The 18,049-nt window shown below is 34.3% G+C and carries 16 protein-coding genes; 4 read left to right on the top strand and 12 right to left on the bottom strand.

What is annotated here, in order from left to right:
• Positions 1-77: 77 nt before the first annotated feature.
• Entirely contained in the window at positions 78-1,295 is a 1,218-nt protein-coding gene (fabV, locus tag LF20184_RS12130; RefSeq protein WP_010018088.1) for an enoyl-ACP reductase FabV, read from the bottom strand.
• A gap of 423 nt (positions 1,296-1,718) precedes the next feature.
• Positions 1,719-2,471: an MIP/aquaporin family protein gene (locus LF20184_RS12135; RefSeq protein ID WP_010018087.1), complete on the bottom strand. Its 753-nt coding sequence runs from the start codon at positions 2,469-2,471 to the stop codon at positions 1,719-1,721.
• 376 nt (positions 2,472-2,847) lie between these two features.
• Here LF20184_RS12135 and LF20184_RS12140 point away from each other — a divergent pair, with 376 nt between their 5' ends.
• Positions 2,848-3,654, top strand: a complete 807-nt coding sequence (locus LF20184_RS12140; protein ID WP_010018085.1) for an enoyl-CoA hydratase-related protein — start codon at positions 2,848-2,850, stop codon at positions 3,652-3,654.
• A gap of 72 nt (positions 3,655-3,726) precedes the next feature.
• Here the strand turns inward: LF20184_RS12140 and LF20184_RS12145 are convergent, their stop codons facing one another.
• Positions 3,727-4,161, bottom strand: coding sequence for a MaoC family dehydratase (locus LF20184_RS12145; protein ID WP_010018083.1), 435 nt, complete (start codon positions 4,159-4,161; stop codon positions 3,727-3,729).
• 336 nt (positions 4,162-4,497) lie between these two features.
• Here LF20184_RS12145 and LF20184_RS12150 point away from each other — a divergent pair, with 336 nt between their 5' ends.
• Together LF20184_RS12150 and LF20184_RS12155 are read left to right on the top strand one after the other, a co-directional pair.
• Entirely contained in the window at positions 4,498-5,418 is a 921-nt protein-coding gene (locus LF20184_RS12150) for an aldo/keto reductase (RefSeq protein WP_010018081.1), read from the top strand.
• Between the two features lie 113 nt (positions 5,419-5,531).
• Entirely contained in the window at positions 5,532-6,158 is a 627-nt protein-coding gene (locus LF20184_RS12155; protein WP_010018080.1) for an NAD(P)H-dependent oxidoreductase, read from the top strand.
• A 51-nt stretch (positions 6,159-6,209) separates the two neighbouring features.
• Here LF20184_RS12155 and LF20184_RS12160 read toward each other — a convergent pair whose 3' ends face one another.
• From LF20184_RS12160 to LF20184_RS12170, 3 genes are all read right to left on the bottom strand, one after another.
• Positions 6,210-6,977: a MurR/RpiR family transcriptional regulator gene (locus LF20184_RS12160; RefSeq protein ID WP_056945196.1), complete on the bottom strand. Its 768-nt coding sequence runs from the start codon at positions 6,975-6,977 to the stop codon at positions 6,210-6,212.
• Between the two features lie 38 nt (positions 6,978-7,015).
• Entirely contained in the window at positions 7,016-8,359 is a 1,344-nt protein-coding gene (locus tag LF20184_RS12165) for a 6-phospho-alpha-glucosidase (RefSeq protein WP_010018076.1), read from the bottom strand.
• Positions 8,360-8,467: 108 nt separating this feature from the next.
• Positions 8,468-10,030: a PTS transporter subunit EIIC gene (locus LF20184_RS12170; RefSeq protein ID WP_010018075.1), complete on the bottom strand. Its 1,563-nt coding sequence runs from the start codon at positions 10,028-10,030 to the stop codon at positions 8,468-8,470.
• Between the two features lie 175 nt (positions 10,031-10,205).
• On the opposite strand from LF20184_RS12170, the gene LF20184_RS12175 reads away from it, so the two are divergent.
• On the top strand, positions 10,206-11,027 hold the full coding sequence (locus LF20184_RS12175; RefSeq protein ID WP_010018072.1) for a Cof-type HAD-IIB family hydrolase: 822 nt from the start codon (positions 10,206-10,208) through the stop codon (positions 11,025-11,027).
• 73 nt (positions 11,028-11,100) lie between these two features.
• On the opposite strand, the gene LF20184_RS12180 is transcribed toward LF20184_RS12175, so the two are convergent.
• The 6 genes from LF20184_RS12180 to LF20184_RS12205 form a co-directional block, all read right to left on the bottom strand.
• Entirely contained in the window at positions 11,101-12,483 is a 1,383-nt protein-coding gene (locus tag LF20184_RS12180) for a class-II fumarase/aspartase family protein (RefSeq protein WP_010018071.1), read from the bottom strand.
• A gap of 76 nt (positions 12,484-12,559) precedes the next feature.
• Positions 12,560-14,233 (bottom strand): glycoside hydrolase family 13 protein, encoded by a 1,674-nt coding sequence (locus LF20184_RS12185; RefSeq protein WP_010018070.1) that lies wholly within the window; start codon positions 14,231-14,233, stop codon positions 12,560-12,562.
• Between the two features lie 76 nt (positions 14,234-14,309).
• Positions 14,310-14,786 carry a PTS sugar transporter subunit IIA gene (locus tag LF20184_RS12190; protein ID WP_056945251.1) on the bottom strand — a complete coding sequence of 159 codons (477 nt, stop codon included), beginning with the start codon at positions 14,784-14,786 and terminating at the stop codon, positions 14,310-14,312.
• Positions 14,787-14,807: 21 nt separating this feature from the next.
• On the bottom strand, positions 14,808-15,299 hold the full coding sequence (locus LF20184_RS12195) for a hypothetical protein (protein ID WP_010018068.1): 492 nt from the start codon (positions 15,297-15,299) through the stop codon (positions 14,808-14,810).
• An 11-nt stretch (positions 15,300-15,310) separates the two neighbouring features.
• Positions 15,311-16,072, bottom strand: a complete 762-nt coding sequence (locus LF20184_RS12200) for a MurR/RpiR family transcriptional regulator (protein WP_010018067.1) — start codon at positions 16,070-16,072, stop codon at positions 15,311-15,313.
• A gap of 103 nt (positions 16,073-16,175) precedes the next feature.
• Positions 16,176-18,041 (bottom strand): alpha-glucoside-specific PTS transporter subunit IIBC, encoded by a 1,866-nt coding sequence (locus LF20184_RS12205; RefSeq protein WP_010018065.1) that lies wholly within the window; start codon positions 18,039-18,041, stop codon positions 16,176-16,178.
• Positions 18,042-18,049: the final 8 nt, after the last annotated feature.

The following is an 18,049-nucleotide window of genomic DNA, read 5'->3' on the forward strand; positions in this document are numbered from 1 at the left end:
CCCATCCTTTTTTAACTCATCGATCACAACTACCTACTGCCCTGAAAGTTATAGGTAAGATGTCATTCGAAATATTATTATGGTTTCAATTTCATCAATTCGTCCAAATCTACAGTATCAATATCAGCACCAGGAACTTCAAATCCATTGAGTTGCATGAATTCTCTTCTAAATTCAGCATACCCTGTCAAATCGCTGTTAAAGTTTTCAGGTGTAATTTTTGTCATCAATTCAGAAACTTTTTCTTGAATATCTGAACGTTGTTCCCAAGCATCTGGACGTAAACGTCCTCTGTCGTCCACCTCACGACGGTTTCCATAAACCATGTCACGGAATAGACGATCCTTGTGCATAATAGGAGTCTCGTGTGTTCCTGTTTCTTCTTCAATCTTATAAAGTGCAATACAATACATAGGGAAAATAGGAATAACAACGGAAGCTTTGGTAGTAACAGCACGAGATACAGAAATGAGAGCTTCGCCATCTATATCATTAATTTTTTCTTGAATTTTGTGTGAGGATTCTTCAGCAGCATCTTTAGCAGCACCCAATGTTCCCTCGTGATAAAAATCATAAGTACTCTTAGGACCAATATATGAATAAAGGATTGTCTTGAATCCATCTGCTAGAACACCAGCTTGTTTCAATTCATTGATCCAAATTTCCCAATCTTCACCACCCATGACGTGCTTTGTGGCTTCAATTTCCTCTTCAGTAGCCGGTTCAACAGTTTGTTCAAATAACTTATTCTCTTCCAAGTTAATATTTTCCCCAGTTACGGTCTTACCAACTGTTCCTATTGATGAACGCCATGTTTCATCTGGATTATCTGGATTGGTACGTTTAGGCGCAGCAACCGAATATACTAAAAGATCAATTTTTCCTCCAAAACTGTCTTTAATATATTGGATGACTTGATCCTTCATGTCTTGTGAAAAGGCGTCACCAATAAAGTTCTTTCCAATCAAACCAGCCTTTTCAGCTTCTTGACGGAAATAAATATTGTTGTACCAACCAGCGGTTCCTAACATCTTTTCATCACGTGGTGGTCTTTCGAATGAAACCCCAATTGTGTCAGCCCCTTGACCAAAAGCAGTTGTAATTCGACTAGCAAGGCCATAACTGGATGATCCCCCAATGATCAAGGCCTTTTTTGCACCCTCATAGTGACCTTTACCTTGAACATAAGCTATTTGATTAAGAATCTCTTGACGACATCCCTCCGGATTAACAGAACGAGCTACGTTTCCTTTGAGCTTTTCAGTAATTTTTACCAGTGTATCTGTGTCTGACATCTCCAACTCCACCTTTGCACGAATTGATTTAATGAATGGAGTCAATTATTATCTTTTAACATTTGAGTGAAAGTACTTACTGGCGTTTTAAGTTTTTCAAATGTTTTTTGATAATGTAAAAAGATTCCTCTCATTATCATTGAAAACCTCGATAGCTAAATCACATTGTGACATCCATAACTATCTTCAATTGCTAATGTAAGCCTTTCCATAAATTTAGACCAATATTCCTTGTTTATTTCATATATAACAGATAGTTATAATTCAGTCATACCAGCGCATCCAGCAATCGCTTACAAAAATAAACAGCAAAATATTGAATATGTCATTATTTTGCTGTTTTTTAGTTAATTTATACATTAAATTATGATTTCAACTATTTTAAGGTAAAAAAATAAGCCTTAGTCAGGCTTATTTTTAACCTTATAGTCCAAAGAATCCTTTATAGATAAAGATACCTACAACCGCACCAGCAATAGGTGCAACAACAGGAACCCAACTATAGTCCCAATTAGAAGATCCTTTGTTTGGCACTGGCATAAATGCGTGCACAATTCTTGGTCCCAAATCACGAGCCGGATTTAATGCCGGACCAGTAGGACCACCAACAGACATTACCAAAGTAGTGATAACAAGACCAACCCCAATATTGGCAATATCAATACTTTGCTTGAAGAACATTCCTCGATACAATCCCATAGCTGCAAAAGTCAAAATCGCAGTACCAATTGCTTCAGTCCAGAATCCATTCATTGCACTGCCAGCAGTATCGCCAGTCGAGAAGGTAGCAAATATGGCTCCTTCATCTTTAGTGCGTTTATAATATGGCCAATAAATTACTAGTACCAACAATTGCCCTACCATCGCACCTAAAAATTGGAAAATAATGTAAGGAGCTACTTTAGCCCATGGAAAAATTCCTGCAGCTGCTTGTGCAACTGTAATAGCAGGATTCAGGTGATTACCAGATATTGATCCAAACATCATTGCTGGAATCATAACACCCAAGCCATAACCCACGGCAATAAATATCCAACCACCATTGGCCTGACCATTTTCACCATTACCAGTAGTATCCTTTAGAAAAGAATTAGCAACAGCCCCATTTCCGAATAATACCAAAATCAAAGTACCAAAAAATTCAGCTGCAAAACGAGCATCCCAAGTTCCACTCATTTTAAAACACCCCCATCTTTTTTACTAAGTCAAAACTTAGATCAATACTTTAACTATTTATCACTTATTCAACTTAGCAATTTGAACTATAACGGAGAATTTGTGCGCCGTAAATATTGATATTTATTCATAGTATCAATAACTATATGTTATATGCTTGATGAATCACCCACATGATAGCGTTTTCACAAACCAACAAAGTCTATTTTTCACAAATTTTAATCGGATTTTTTTTTTTGACAAATTTCAGAATGCTATATTTTCGGCAATTCAGCCGTCGCTATTTTTCAGATAAATTTGCATTTTAAAAAAATAACTTTACTATGAGTTTTGAAAGTACTTGCTGGTAACTTACTTTTGAAGGGATGTTACTAACATGACAGAATTAACAGGTATGAAAGATTTTAAGAACGTATTACTAGAAGCTGAAGACGGTATTGCAACATTAACTATTAATCGTCCAAAATCATTGAATGCATTGAATTCAGATACATTGACTGAAATTGGTGAAGCACTTGATGTTGTTAAGAATAATGAAGATGCAGTTAAAGTTTTGATTATTACAGGTTCTGGCGAAAAGGCATTCGTTGCTGGCGCTGATATTTCTCAAATGAGAGATATGAATCCTATTGAAGCCTCTGAACTTTCAAAACTAGCTCACAATTCATTTGGTAAGATTGAAGATCTAAAACAATTTACAATTGCTGCTGTTAATGGATATTGTCTAGGTGGTGGACTTGAATTAGCTTCATCATGTGATATTCGTGTTATCTCAAGCAAAGCTAAATTTGGTCAACCAGAAGTTACTTTAGGTATTATTCCTGGATTTGGTGGCACACAACGTCTAACACGTTTAGTTGGTCGTGGCAAAGCTAAAGAAATGATTGCTACTGGTACAATGATCGATGCTAAAGAAGCATATCGTGTAGGTATCGCTGAAGAAGTTGCTGAACCAGAAGAATTAATCAACAAAGCAACAGAAATTGCTAAGACAATCATGAAGAATGGTCTAATTGGTGTCGGCATGGCTAAATATGTAATCGACCGTGCAGCTGATCTACCATTGGATACAGCTATCGACTTCGAAACACAAATGTGGTCACAAACATTTGCTACAGAAGATCAAACTGAAGGTATGACAGCATTCCTAGAGAAACGTCACGCCAACTTCACAAACAAATAGATTCACTCCTCCATACCATATAGTAAAAGGTGATGAGAATTTAATTTCTCATCACCTTTTTTTATAGATTTTTTAATGTTTTGCTGGCATTATTTGTGCTTCACCCTCAGTAACAACATCCCCATTTTGATTAGTTACTATAGTGGATAATGTTGCAATTTGAAAATGTGCCTTTTGATCGATTCTTTCTACTTTGACTGTTGCAACTAGTACATCCCCAAAATATACTGGTTTATTAAATCTAAGAGTTTGATTTAAGTAGATTGCTCCAGGTCCAGGCATCTTGTTACCAATACAGGCAGAAATCAAACCTGCCGATAGCATTCCATGAGCTATACGTTTATGGAACTGTGTTTTTTCAGCAAATTCTTCATCGACATGCATCGGATTATAATCGCCAGTTACCCTAGCAAAAGTATCAACGTCATCCTCAGTAACTTGCTTGGTCATCACTCCAGTCATACCTACTTTTAATTCACCCTCATAGATAATCTTATATTCTTCCATTAGTACAACCTCCTAAGTGTATGTGAGTTACATCACATTTCACAATCTATTGTATTTTGTAAACGATTTCATTAACAATATGAATTATTTATAGTATCTATAACTTATTGAAATGTATACTCTTTTATAGCTAAATTTTGAATATTTATATATGAGTTTTTGACAAATTGAGGATAATGATATATTTTTTGCTCATTTTTTAAATCAAAAAATGATTTTTGTAATAATATGTGTAATTAATGTCTATACAGAATGTAACCGTAAACAAACCAATTGACATCCCCCACCAAACCCTCAATAATTAAGATGATATTGAAATATTGGAGGCAAAAATAAATGAAACAACGTTATATTGGTGAAAGTAACTGGCAAGCTTCAGCTATTGCACTTGGTATCATGCGCATGAACAGTTTAACCGTAGATCAAGCTGCTAAAGCTATCGATACGGCTTATGATAGTGGTATTAATTTTATCGACTCAGCTGACATTTATGGTGGTGGAGATTCCGAAAAAATCTTTGGCCAAGCACTCAAGCAAAGTGGCGTAAGTCGTGATCAACTATACATTCAATCAAAAGGTGGCATTATTTCTGGCAAGAGATATGATTTCACAAAACAACACCTGATTGATGCTGTCGATGGCTCACTAGAACGTTTAGGTGTCGATTATCTTGATTCATTCCTCTTGCACCGTCCAGATCCATTGATGGAACCTGAAGAAGTCGCTGAAGCATTCGATGAATTGCAAAAATCCGGTAAAGTTCGTCACTTCGGTGTTTCTAACTTCAATCCTCAACAATATTTACTTGTTCAAGAAGCGGTTGACCAACGTTTAATGATCAACCAACTTCAATTCAGCATTATGCACACCGGCATGATCGACTTTGGTATGCACACTAACATGACTGATACTCGCTCGATCAACCACGATGGTGGTATCCTTGAATTCTCTAGACGTATGGGCGTTACAATTCAAGCTTGGTCACCATTCCAATACGGCATGTTTGCTGGTACTTTCATCAACAACGATAAGTTCCCAGAACTCAACAAAGTTCTCCAAGAATTGGCTGACAAATATGGTGTAAGTAAAAATGCTATCGCTGCAGCTTGGATTCTCAGACACCCTGCTGACATTCAAGTTATCATCGGTACTATGAATCCCGAACACATCGCTGATAGTGCCAAAGGTGGCGACGTCGATCTTACTAAACAAGAGTGGTATGACGTTTACTTCGCTGCCGGCAACGACTTACCATAAAATCTAAAAATTTGTTCTAATAAAATAACCGTTATTTCATTTCTAATTTATGAAATAACGGTCTTTTTAAGGTTTATAATGTAGGTAAATTATTAAAAAAAGAGGAACTTTCTATGCCAAAAGTACTCGTAATATATGCTCATCCTTTGACTGAAAAGGGATCTTCAACACACGAATTATACAAACATTTTATTAATGCCTACCAAAAAGCCAATCCTAACGATGAAGTCGTAGTTCACAATGTTTCTGAATACATGCCTTATCCACTAAACAAATTTGCTGTTTCAATTTATAACAAGAAATTAGCTAAATGCGACTTGAATGTCGACGAAAAACGTTTCAACGATGCTCGTCAGATGTGGATTGACGAGTTCAATCAAGCCGATAAATACGTCTTCGTCAATCCAATGTACAATCTCTTCATCCCTGCCGAAATGAAAAGTTACATCGATATGATTATGGCTTCTCACGATACTTTGCACGGATCACTGAACAAACTACATGGCAAAAAAGCAATTCACTTGCAAGCTAGTGGTAACAGATATCACAAGAACGCTCCAACTGACGATCCCCAAATTAAAGATTTAGCCGACGAGTATCTCAAGATGATGTTGCATGTCATTGGTGTTGACGACTATTCCAGTATTTTCGCTGAAGGTATGGATGTTGACCCAATGAACACCATTGAAATTCTTGATGATGCCTTTGATGAAGCTGAAATTGCTGGACGAAAATTTTAAGTATAAAAAATGATTGATGAAATGGATACTTTTCCATTATCATCAATCATTTTATTTTTTTGTTTTTAAATAATCATTATATCCAAAAACAAACGCTTCAATTAATACGAAGAACGTTGAAGTAGTTTTCAACCACCAATCCTCTGTGTCTGGACTTCTTGAACTTCGTGAGTAAAGATTAAAATCACAATTTTGAGACAACCAATTACTATGATAATTAGTTATCGACAACAATTTGCTTTCTCTTTTCTCTATCTCTCTTATTACATCTTCGAGACTTTTATTTTCACCCGACAGAGAAAGAATGATTAGAAAATCATTACTATCTAAGCTTTCTGTCATTCTTTGGAATTCAGATGATTCTTTATTACCCGGTAACAAGCCTGAATCTTTCCCACTCAGCATTAACAACCTTTGAAGTTCCAGGGCCTGATTTTGTTGAGTAACTCCTGTGGCTATCATATAAACTCGTTTTGAATTATAAATCGATTCATATATTGGAATCCATTTATTATAATCTAAAGAACTCAATAACATCTCTGTATCAGACTTTACTTGATCAAAAAAGCTATAATTATCTATTCTTTTAGAACTCCCATCATCCCATTTAATAAAATTTTTCATTTCCGTATAACCGGTAAATCCAATTTTCTGACAAAAACGAATCACGGAAGATTTTGAAGCCAAACTTTCTCTTGCAAAATCTAATATTCCCATTGAAGTAATTTTATTATGATTCTTCAAAATATATTGACACATGCCTTTTTCAGTAACACTAAATTCGTTATAATGCTTATCAATAATTTCTTCAAGTTTCATACAAATTAAGCCCCTTATACTATATTGTTAGTATAATTTTAACTTAATTCTGGCCAATAATCTTTATTAGCTTCTTGCAAATCATCAAGAACTAATTTAGCAACTTCAGCACTAGGTACAGTAGCAGATAAAGTCAATGCTTTCCATAATTTTTGATATGATTTTTCGATATAAGCTTGAACAACTAATTTTTCTACTGATACTTGTTGTTCGATCATTCCCTTTTGGAAAGTTGGAATCTTACCCATGGCTAATGGTTCATAACCTCGTTTACTTACAATACATGGAACCTCAACCATTGCGTCATCATCAACGTTTGCAATAGCACCATTATTCTCAACTATTAACAACATTCTTTCATGTGTATTATAAGCTAATGCACCTGCCAATTGAACAATAAACTCAGCGTGTTCACCCGCTTCTAATGTCGTGTCTTGAGCAGTTCCTTTTTTAGTAATATTTCTACATTCTGAGAACACGTTTTTTTCTCTATTTTCCATTACTTCATTGGCTCTTGTATGCGTAGGATCAGTATGTTTTACAACATAATCTGGATACAAATAATATTTCAAATATGTATTTGGCAATGTATCAGGATCAACAGCATAAATATCTTTTACTTTTGCAAAAGTATCTACCCAACTTTGTTCCATCAATAACGGATTATCATTATCATCCTTCGAAGTATCTGGTCCATATCCGAATTTTTTAACATGTTCTTTCAATTGTGGCATTAAATCATTACCATCTTTATCCAGAACTTCTGTCCACCAACCATAATGGTTTAATCCATAGTAGCGATCAACAATATCATTTCCACTCTTTAATCCAACAATATCAGCCATTCCTTGTTTGATAGCAACTGGCATATCACAAATATTAATAATCTTAGCATTCGGTCTTAAAACTCTAGTTGCTTCTGCTACGATAGATGCCGGATTAGAGTAATTTAACATCCATGCATTTGGCGAATACTCTTCCATATAATCAATCAATTCGATAACTCCAGTGATTGATCTCATACCGTAAGCAATTCCACCAGGTCCACAAGTTTCTTGTCCCACTACGTCATATTTCATTGGAATCTTTTCATCCATTTCACGCATTTTTAATCCGCCTTGACGAATATGTGCCATAACGAAGTCTACGTCTGAAAATGCAATTGCTGGATCTGTTGTAGCTACAAATTCAATTTCAGGAGCTCGTTCCTTAATTATAATCTCACAAGCATCTGCAACCACTTTTTGTCTTTCAAAATCATTATCATAAAACTTTAATGATTTAAGTGGAAATTTATCTTGATTATTAATTAGCATCATTACGATTCCCGCAGTATAAGTACTTCCGCCACCTGCAATAACAACTGATTTCTTTTCTAACATTTAAGTCACCTTATTTTCTTTTTTATTTGATTATTAGAATACTGTATAAATTAACCGCTTACAATACGTTTTCAGATTGATGAAACGGAGGTTCCATTGTTTGAAACCTTATTCCATCCCTAATTCTTCTGCCATATCTTCACGTATAGATTGAACACCCATCCCCATAACTATTTGAATATTATTCTTATCTATTATTAGTCCCTTTTGTCCTGGAAATGTTTTAATCTTATCTTTATCAATTTTTTCAGGATCTAAAACATCAATTCTTAACCTAGTAAAACAATTATTTAATGTTTCAATATTACTTCTACCTCCAAGACCTTCTACCAAGGTATCAAATCTTGAACCATCATTTGCTAATGCGACAGTTGGTTCTGACGAACTTACTGGAGAGTCTTCAGTCACACTAGAATTAACCCCTGCCATTTCCGGAACTTCTTCACGACCTGGAGTTTTTAAATCTAATTTCTTAATTAAGAATACAAATGAGAAGTACCAAACCGCTGACATAACTAAACCAAAAATAATAAACCAATGTATCTTTGTAAGCGATGGGCTAAATACTGCATTTGAAACCGCCGTATCAATAACTCCATCCTTTACAAAAGTTCTGATTCCAAATTGCCATAATAGCGCTTCTGATAGCCCTGCTAAAAGACTATGCACAAACCAGAGTTGCGGTGCAGCAAATAAGTAAGAAAAATCAAGAGGTTCTGTAATACCGGCTACTGTACCAACAAATGCTCCCGGTAAAACCATTCCTTTAATTTCTTCTTGCCTATTTTTATTTGCCATATGAATAATTGCTAATGCAATAGGAATTGAAGCAAATACTTTTGAAAAGCCAAAGAATGCGAAACGAATGGAAGGATCTAAGGAAGTAATGCTTCCAATATTTGCCATTTCAGCATAAAAGATATTAACTGCTCCTGTATAAACTTTTCCACCAATTGTTGCCGTTCCACCAATTGCCGTGAAACAGAATGGCATCCATAGCAAATGGTGCAACCCTGTTGGAATTAAGAATCTGTTACCGAACCCATATAAGAACACGCCGATAGCACCTGCTCCTAAAATAAAACTAGAGGTACTATTAATTCCTTTGTTAATAACGGGCCATACGTAACACAAACTAATTGCCAGTGCTAATGTAACAGGAATCATAATAATAAAAGCTAATCTAGGTCCACCGTAAATACTTAAAATATCAATAAATTTTTTATTGCCGAATTTATTATGTATATATGCCGTTAAAATACCTAAAATCATACCGAGAAAAACATTCATATCAACTACTTGAAAACCTAAAACCATATTTTGACCAGTACCATATAATCCAACGGCACCTTCTTTGGCAAGCATGTGCTGTGAAGATAACCAAGCATTATTTGCGGCCAAGAACATGAGAAAGGCAATTACAGCTAAAACACCAGCCTCTAATTTATTTTTCTTAGCCATTGATGATGCAATAGCAACACAGAAAATAATCGATAAATTATTCATCATTGCATCCATCATTGATTTAATCATGCTACCTGTACTTTGAATAAAGCCAGGCATAAATTCTAATTGCATTATTACTGCGAAAGCTAAGAAAAGTCCCATTACAGCCATAAATTTAATGGGAATTATAGCCGATCTGGAAAATTGTTGCATCCCCTTTTTCATAAAGAAATCCTCCTTTTATTTATAAATAAACTATATCAAATATTTGACACCGCTTACATGAATAATTGTAGAATGAAACCTTGGTCCTACTTATGAAACCAAAATTTACTTACTTCTCAAATTCAAAGCTGTAAACTTTAATTGAATATAAAAACGTTTACAGGGAGGATGAATTATGTATAAACTGATTGTTTGTGATCTTGATGAAACCTTAATGAAGGATGATGGTTCTTTATCTTCAAAAAATGCCGAAGCTATTCAAGCAGCTACTAATGCAGGTATTTATTTCGTAGTTAATTCTGGTAGAGGCTATTCATCATTCCAAAAGGATTTGGAAAAGATGAATCTGCGTGATAAACCTAATCAATATTCAATATCTTATAATGGAGGGTTAATTTTAGAAAATAAAAATAATCGACCAATAACCGTCAACGCAATGCCATTCAATACTGCTAAGGAAGTTTTTGAAATTGGTAAAAATAATCAAAATGCATCGATCCATATAAACACCCAAAATAAGTTATATATTTATAACCCAGTACCAGAAGATATAGCCTATCAGAAAAGTCGCGGAGTTATTTTTTCAGAATTAAAGAATGATGACTTCAATCAATTCAGAGACATGAATATTATGAAAGTCATTATGGCTCTTCCAACGGTTGAAGAAAGACAAAATATGAAAAAAATGGTAGAGAAAAAAGTGGGATCATCTAATCTATCAATATCTTTTTCTTCTGGAAGATATGTTGAATTTAATCCCGCCAAAATAGATAAAGGAAGTGCAACGTTAGAACTTGCAGAGACACTCGGCATACATCCTAATGAAATTATCGCTGTGGGTGATAATAGCAATGATCAATCAATGCTAGACGTTGCAGGTCTTCCTATAAGTGTTGCAAATGGTATTGATTCTGTTAAAAAAACTGCTAAATACATTACCACAGCTGACAATAATCATGATGCTTTAGCAGAAATAATAAATAAATTCATTTTGTAAAAAAATAATGCTCTATCCTATATATTTTTTAATATAAGGATAGAGCATTTGTTTTAACTAAACATTCTAATTCTTAAAAATCTAATCTATTATTATATTCTACGCTTAATTGACTAGCACATTTCTTAGCCCTTTCTGAAAATTCAACTGCAAATTCTTTAGATAATCCTATATATTTTTCAGGTCGCAGCATTTTTTCCAATTCATCATCAGTAAAATTACTATTAAGATATTTATTTGATAGAAGGATTTTTTCATAACCATCATCGTTTTGCTCAGCTTCCATTGCTAACTTATAAATCAATGAATGAGCTTCGTCTTTACCTATATTTTGGGCAACTTTCATCATTACATACTCACTATTATCTATACCTTTATTTATATTGGCATTTTCCTTCATTTTATCCTTATGTACATGTAATCCTCTTGTTAACTCTTCAGTTCTTAACAAGATTTCAGTAATAAGTTCTGCTGATTCTTCAAGCAATCCATCAAAAAGCATATTTGAAGAACTATCTGCTTCAAAGGGTCTCGTCGATGAAAAGTACCCTGAGGTTGGTACGGAATAGAGTTTTTGAGAATTAGCAATAATTCCTTTAGATAATTTAGGGTTAATTTTTTGTGGCATCGTACTACTTCCAATTGTTCCTTTAAAGTAAGGTTCTGAAACCTCACCAAATTCTTCAATAGATGTAGCATAAACCTCCTGCGCAATGCGATCGCATGATGTTGCCAATAAACAAAGTGCATTCATATACTCAATTTTATTTGAAGACATATTTCTCATCGGTATCATCATAGGCTTCATGTTTAGCTTTTGAGCTACTAATTCATTTACTTTGGGTCCATATTCCCCCATCGAGTTGTACGCACCTATCGCACCACCCATCATAGATTGAAAAACTCGAGGTTCTAGTTCCTCGATTCTTTCTACATCAGTCAAAAAATTTTGAATCCATCCAGCAACTTTAAAACCATACGTAATAGGTATCGCATGTCTCCCGTGTGTTCTACCTGCCATAACTGTATCTTGATTATTCAATGCTAATTTAGATAAATTATTCAATATTTCAGATATTATTATCATAAATCGTTTGTTAACTTCTTTTAAAATTAATAACTCACTAGTTTGCTGAATATTTTGAGTCGTCACACCATAGTGAATATATTTTCCTGAAGCTCCACACTCTTTAGATAGTACTTTAGCAAATGGAACAAAGCCATGTCCTACACGATCATATATTCGTTCCATCTCTTTAAAATTCAAATTTTCATATTTTGCTTTTTGATTAATTTCTTCAGCTGCTTTTTTCGGAATAAAACCAACTTCAGCTTGTGCCTCTGATAACGTCTTTTCAACATAAATCCATGAACGATACTTAGCTTCATCAGTAAACAAATAACGTATTCCATGGTCGAACATAGTTCTGGATTTAGAATCATATAATGCACGCATAATGAATCACCCTTTACTTTATGATTAAACAAAAAGACCATACCAGTATCATGGCATGATCTTTTCGTCGACAACATTACTTAAACAAGTAAACTTTACTTTCATAAGCTCTCAATTCAGTATCTTTGTCATCTTTATAATTACTAATTAACAACTCACCATCATTTTGACCATAATCCCGTGACAAATCTTCACTAGTGAAATTACTTATAACTAACAATGTTTCACCATTATAATGACGTTTATATGCAAACACCTCATTATCATCAGAATCAAGGAGCTCATAATTACCATAAACAATTAAGTCACTACTATGACGCAATTCAATCAATTTCTTATAATAATAAAAGATTGAATCTTCATCTTCTAAACTATCTCTAGCATTAATCTTGTCATAATTAGGATTTAGCTCAAACCAAGGTTTGCCACTTGTAAATCCAGCGTTCTTACTTTCATCCCATTGCATAGGAGTTCTAGCATTATCCCGCGACATTTTAGACATATACTTAAGCATGGTATCTTTGTCGACAATTTTTTCATCCTCAACAAATTCTTTATAAGCATTCAATGACTCGACGTCCTCATATTGTGAAAGTTCTTTGTAGTGAACGTTAGTCATTCCGATTTCTTCACCTTCATAGACATATGGTGTCCCCTGCATCATATGCAACGTTGTTCCCAACATCTTAGCAGCTCGTACACGATATTTAGGATCATCTGTTGCAAATCTAGAAACAGTTCTAGGCTGGTCGTGATTGTTCCAATAAAGACTATTCCAACCTTTACCATCTAAAGCAGTTTCCCATTTGCTTAATGATTTTTTCAATTCAACCAATTTTACTGGCTCATCATTCCACTTTGTTAGACGTTCATCAGGATTGGACGACAAATCGACATGATCAAATTGGAAAACCATATTTAATTCATTAGAATCGAGTCCTGTATATTTTATTGCATCTTCAGGTGTTGATCCGGGCATTTCACCAACAGTCATTACATCATATTTTGACAGTACCTTTTCATTCATTTCTTTTAAGAATTCATTTAATCTTGGACCATCAGCTACTACTTTAGCGACATTGGCATAACGCTCATCAGGTTCTCTAGGTCCATCTGGTAATCCAGCAGGTTTAGAAATAAGATTGATAACATCCATTCTAAATCCATCGACACCTTTATCTAACCAAAAACGCATAACATCCCAAACTTCATCACGTACTTTAGGATTCTCCCAATTTAGGTCAGGTTGACCATCTGCAAAAAGATGTAGGTAATACTGTCCAGTAGTTTCATCAAATTTCCAAGCTGGTCCATTAAAATATGAGCCCCAATTATTAGGTGCATGTCCGTTCACTGGATCTCGCCATACATAATAGTCTCTATAAGGATTATCTTTTGATTTTTTACTTTCCTGGAACCATTTATTTTGATCAGATGTATGATTGACAACTAAATCCATCATTATTTTCAAACCTAGAACATGTGCTCTATTCAGCATCTCGTCAAAATCATCCATAGTTCCATATTCCGGTTGTATACTCCGATAATCGCTTATATCGTATCCATTATCTTTATCGGGTGATTTATAGATTGGATTCAACCAAATAACATCTGCCCCTAAATCTTTTATATAAGATAGACGACTTGTTAATCCTGGTAAATCACCGATCCCATCACCATTGCTGTCTTGATAACTTCTTGGATAAACTTGATAAACTACTGATTTCTTCCACCAATCACTTTTTGCCATTTTGAGAACTCCTTTCAATTATGGTTAAAACAGTGCAGTCATTTTATACTAACAAATTAATGATACCGTTTTTTTATTAATTATAATGAATTTCTCCAACTTCATCACCATGCGTAGTCGATTGATCACTTATCTCTGGAACTTCACGTGTCACATCCATATTCGTATAAACAATGACAATCACACTATCCCTTCCAGAGTCCTTCACAGAATCAATATCCATAAAGGATAAAAGATCACCTTTGTCAATCTTCTGACCTTGTTTTACTTTTCCAACAAAAGGTTCACCATTTAATTCTACAGTATCCAATCCCATGTGTACCAAAACTTCTAAACCTTTATCTGTAGTAATGCCAATTGCATGACCCGTTGGGAAGACAGTAGAAACAGTCCCACTCACTGGTGAATAAACTTTATTATCTGCAGGTATGACAGCAAATCCATCACCCATCATTTTTTCAGAAAAAACATCATCGTTTACTTTAGTAATTGGTATCAATTCTCCATCAGCTACTGAAACGACTTTTTCCTTTTTTTTACCAAATCCGAACATTTCTTTCACCATCCTATCTTTCTAATGAATTCCAATATTTATTAAGATCAATGCACTAACACTATACAATGGTACACATCCTAACAATAAATATATAAAATTCTTATGCAATTTATTATTATCGGATTTTATATCTTTTGAAAGATATAGAACAATTATCCCTAAAACTAGAGATACTAGATTACCAACTGCCAACTGAGCAATTGTTAACGCTGTAAACACCCAAATCACATTAATACGATTATTTAATAATCTTTCCTTTTCAAAAAATAGAATATAAGCAACGACTAGATCTACCAAACAAACAATGAACATCACAGCAGTTATTGGACTTTTATCAAAAAATCCTCTTAAGTTCATTTGTGCAAGGTTTAAAGCAAATAACATGTATATAAAGAAGATAACTGGAACAACCATCAAAACGGCTATATACATATTCAATGATTTTTTCAAATCATATCTCAAAAAACCAGTTATTTTATCCATTATCTTATTGCCAGTTCTAGCCATCATTGTTCTTCCTCCTATTTATTTATAACGTAATTTGAGTATCCCATCACTAGTAAATCATTTAAAACATAGACACCTGTGAAGAAAACTTCATCGCCTTCTCTATCAGGCATTGGAAAACTAATTGTATTGTAATTCAAGCTATATTCACACGCGGCAGCTAATTTATTTTGATTGAAGGGTGTAAAGGCAATTGTGGATATACCTCTTAAAGATATTCCTTTTACCGTTTTTATGAGCTCTTTATCTTCACCGCTATATGAAACAATTATCAAAAGATCTCCATTTTTAACACGATGAGAAACTTTATCTAATTCACTGCCTGCTGAAGGTAACGCATAAATATTTTTACCTACTAAAAAGAAATTTCTTTGAAGTTGATTAGCAATTATTTCTTGAACCCAGCCTGTTGAATAAACATAAATACTAGGTGCTCTATCAATTTTTTCATACAATCCACTCATTTGAGTTGTTTCAAATTGATGAATCGTATATTCCATCGCATTTTTTGTATCTCCAACAAAATCTGTTGTTGCTTTAGTCTGAACAAAATCCTGATCCTCAGCCAAAATAAATTTTAGTTGATTAAACCCTGAGAGGCCTATTTTCCTAGTCAATCTAAAAACTGCAGATGGAGAAACCAAGCATTTCTGAGCAACTTCGTTTATGTTCATATTAATAACGTCTTTGCTATTATTTAATATGAAGCTAATAACTAGCTTGTCATTTTGATTTAAATCATCAAAGTGCTTATAAATATATGAATCTAATTTCAAAGTATCCCTCTCCTTTAATTATGTAATTTTGTTACATACTCAATTATGAAGGCTTTTTTCATAACATTCAAAATTTATAAGTGTTTTTAAGTTTTTTTAAGTATTAAAGCATTGATGACATCGTATGAGCATAAAGTTCATGATTCTTCATATCGATAGTAGCTTTTTTATTTTCTACACTTACATCATTAACATCTAATCCTAAATCACTAAATACATCTTTAGAATCGACCTCTGTTGGATCGACAACAGTAACAACAATCTTTCCATCATTAGTTTCGATGTTTTCAACATTTTCAACTGTTCCCAATGAATCTAAAAGCAATAAAGCATTTTGTTGGATTGGTGTTAGTTCAACCGCTTTCGTTGCACGATCATTTACAGGACCTGATGATAAATCTTGCATATTTTCAAGTACTTGAGCAACGTCCAAACCTACAATAACTTGAATGGCTTTACCATGTCTTACAACACCAACAGCTTTATTAGCCTTAAAGAAACCATCTGCTTCAACTTTTTCGGGATCTTTAACTGTGACACGTAATCTAGTGGCACAACTTGTCATTTCATCAACATTTCCTGAACCACCCAAACCTTCTAGATATGCTTGAGCACGTTCAATATAAGGATTAGATGATTTTGATCCATTTGCCTTCTTAGATTTGTATTCTTTCTTATTAATTAATTTTGTATCTTCACCTTCAGCTTCACGTCCAGGTGTAGCAAAATCAAATTTTTCGATAAGAACTTTAAATACTACAAAGTAAATTAGTGCAAAAATAAGTCCAATTACAATTTGAGTAATCCATGTATGCCAATGATTTGCCCATAGTGGAATCCAGTTCATACTTGCGAATTGAATTAATCCACCATCAAATTGACCAACAATACCAAAGGCGTACATTGTAGCATCCATTGTAGCTGCTAGGAATGAGTGTACAAACCATAATACTGGAGCAGCAAACAAGAATGTAAATTCAACTGGCTCTGTAATACCAGCTGCGATAGATGTTAATCCGGCTGGAATCAATAGAGCAGCTGTTTGTTTCTTACGACTCTTCTTAGCAGTAACGTAGAAAGCATAACAAATAGCAGGAATACCAAAGACCTTTTCATTACCAAACAATTCAAATCCCATTGATGGAGCTAAAGTCTTCAAAGCTTGTGTGCTTCCAGCAAAATCTGCTAGATGTTTCAACCAGTATGGTTGCAAACCACCAGCAACAGCGGCTGGACCATATTGGAACGGAATGTAAATAAAGTGATGCAAACCAGTAGGAATAAGAACACGTTGTAAGAAACAATATATCCAAACACCTATAACGCCAGAGTTTTTCATGAACCCTTGTAATCCAGAAATACCTAATTGAATTTTTGGCCATACTAAACAAGTTACAAAAGCTAGAACAAACATACTAGCAAAACCTAAAATAACAACATATGCAGATCCTTGGAAAGTACCTAACCAATCAGGTAATTTTTTATCGAAATACTTATTGTGTAGCCATACGACGATACCAGCAACAACTAAAGCACCGACAATACTAGTATCCAATGTTTTGATACCAGCAATTTCTGTTAAACCACCATTTGTGGAATTAGCAAGAATAGGCTTAGCATAATTCCTAACACCAAAGAATGGTCCCCATTGGCTTAACATACCGCCAATAAAGTAATTAAACGTCAAATATGTAACTAACGATTCAAGGGCAGCACGTCCTTGAGATTTCTTTGCCAATCCAATAGGCAAACCTACAACGAATAGTAGTGGAACTTGTCTAAAGATTGTCCAACCACCTTCTTGAATCGTGTACCAAATACCGTACCAAGTGGTATTGGGTTGGGCTAAATTATGAAAAATTTCTGCATTTGTGAATAAAGAACCAAAGGCTACAACCAAACCTGCAAATGAGAAGAGCAAAACAGGGACAAACATTGCAGCACCGAATTTTTGCAATTTCTGCATCATAATAATTC

Source organism: Companilactobacillus farciminis KCTC 3681 = DSM 20184 (assembly GCF_002706745.1).
GTDB lineage: Bacteria > Bacillota > Bacilli > Lactobacillales > Lactobacillaceae > Companilactobacillus > Companilactobacillus farciminis.

Bases quoted from the DNA above. Each gene is read 5' to 3' on its own strand.
- fabV (WP_010018088.1), bottom strand. From the start codon at position 1,295: ATGTCAGACACAGATACACTGGTAAAAATTACTGAAAAGCTCAAAGGA.
- LF20184_RS12135 (WP_010018087.1), bottom strand. From the start codon at position 2,471: ATGAGTGGAACTTGGGATGCTCGTTTTGCAGCTGAATTTTTTGGTACT.
- LF20184_RS12140 (WP_010018085.1), top strand. From the start codon at position 2,848: ATGACAGAATTAACAGGTATGAAAGATTTTAAGAACGTATTACTAGAA.
- LF20184_RS12145 (WP_010018083.1), bottom strand. From the start codon at position 4,161: ATGGAAGAATATAAGATTATCTATGAGGGTGAATTAAAAGTAGGTATG.
- LF20184_RS12150 (WP_010018081.1), top strand. From the start codon at position 4,498: ATGAAACAACGTTATATTGGTGAAAGTAACTGGCAAGCTTCAGCTATT.
- LF20184_RS12155 (WP_010018080.1), top strand. From the start codon at position 5,532: ATGCCAAAAGTACTCGTAATATATGCTCATCCTTTGACTGAAAAGGGA.
- LF20184_RS12160 (WP_056945196.1), bottom strand. From the start codon at position 6,977: ATGAAACTTGAAGAAATTATTGATAAGCATTATAACGAATTTAGTGTT.
- LF20184_RS12165 (WP_010018076.1), bottom strand. From the start codon at position 8,359: ATGTTAGAAAAGAAATCAGTTGTTATTGCAGGTGGCGGAAGTACTTAT.
- LF20184_RS12170 (WP_010018075.1), bottom strand. From the start codon at position 10,030: ATGAAAAAGGGGATGCAACAATTTTCCAGATCGGCTATAATTCCCATT.
- LF20184_RS12175 (WP_010018072.1), top strand. From the start codon at position 10,206: ATGTATAAACTGATTGTTTGTGATCTTGATGAAACCTTAATGAAGGAT.
- LF20184_RS12180 (WP_010018071.1), bottom strand. From the start codon at position 12,483: ATGCGTGCATTATATGATTCTAAATCCAGAACTATGTTCGACCATGGA.
- LF20184_RS12185 (WP_010018070.1), bottom strand. From the start codon at position 14,233: ATGGCAAAAAGTGATTGGTGGAAGAAATCAGTAGTTTATCAAGTTTAT.
- LF20184_RS12190 (WP_056945251.1), bottom strand. From the start codon at position 14,786: ATGTTCGGATTTGGTAAAAAAAAGGAAAAAGTCGTTTCAGTAGCTGAT.
- LF20184_RS12195 (WP_010018068.1), bottom strand. From the start codon at position 15,299: ATGATGGCTAGAACTGGCAATAAGATAATGGATAAAATAACTGGTTTT.
- LF20184_RS12205 (WP_010018065.1), bottom strand. From the start codon at position 18,041: ATGATGCAGAAATTGCAAAAATTCGGTGCTGCAATGTTTGTCCCTGTT.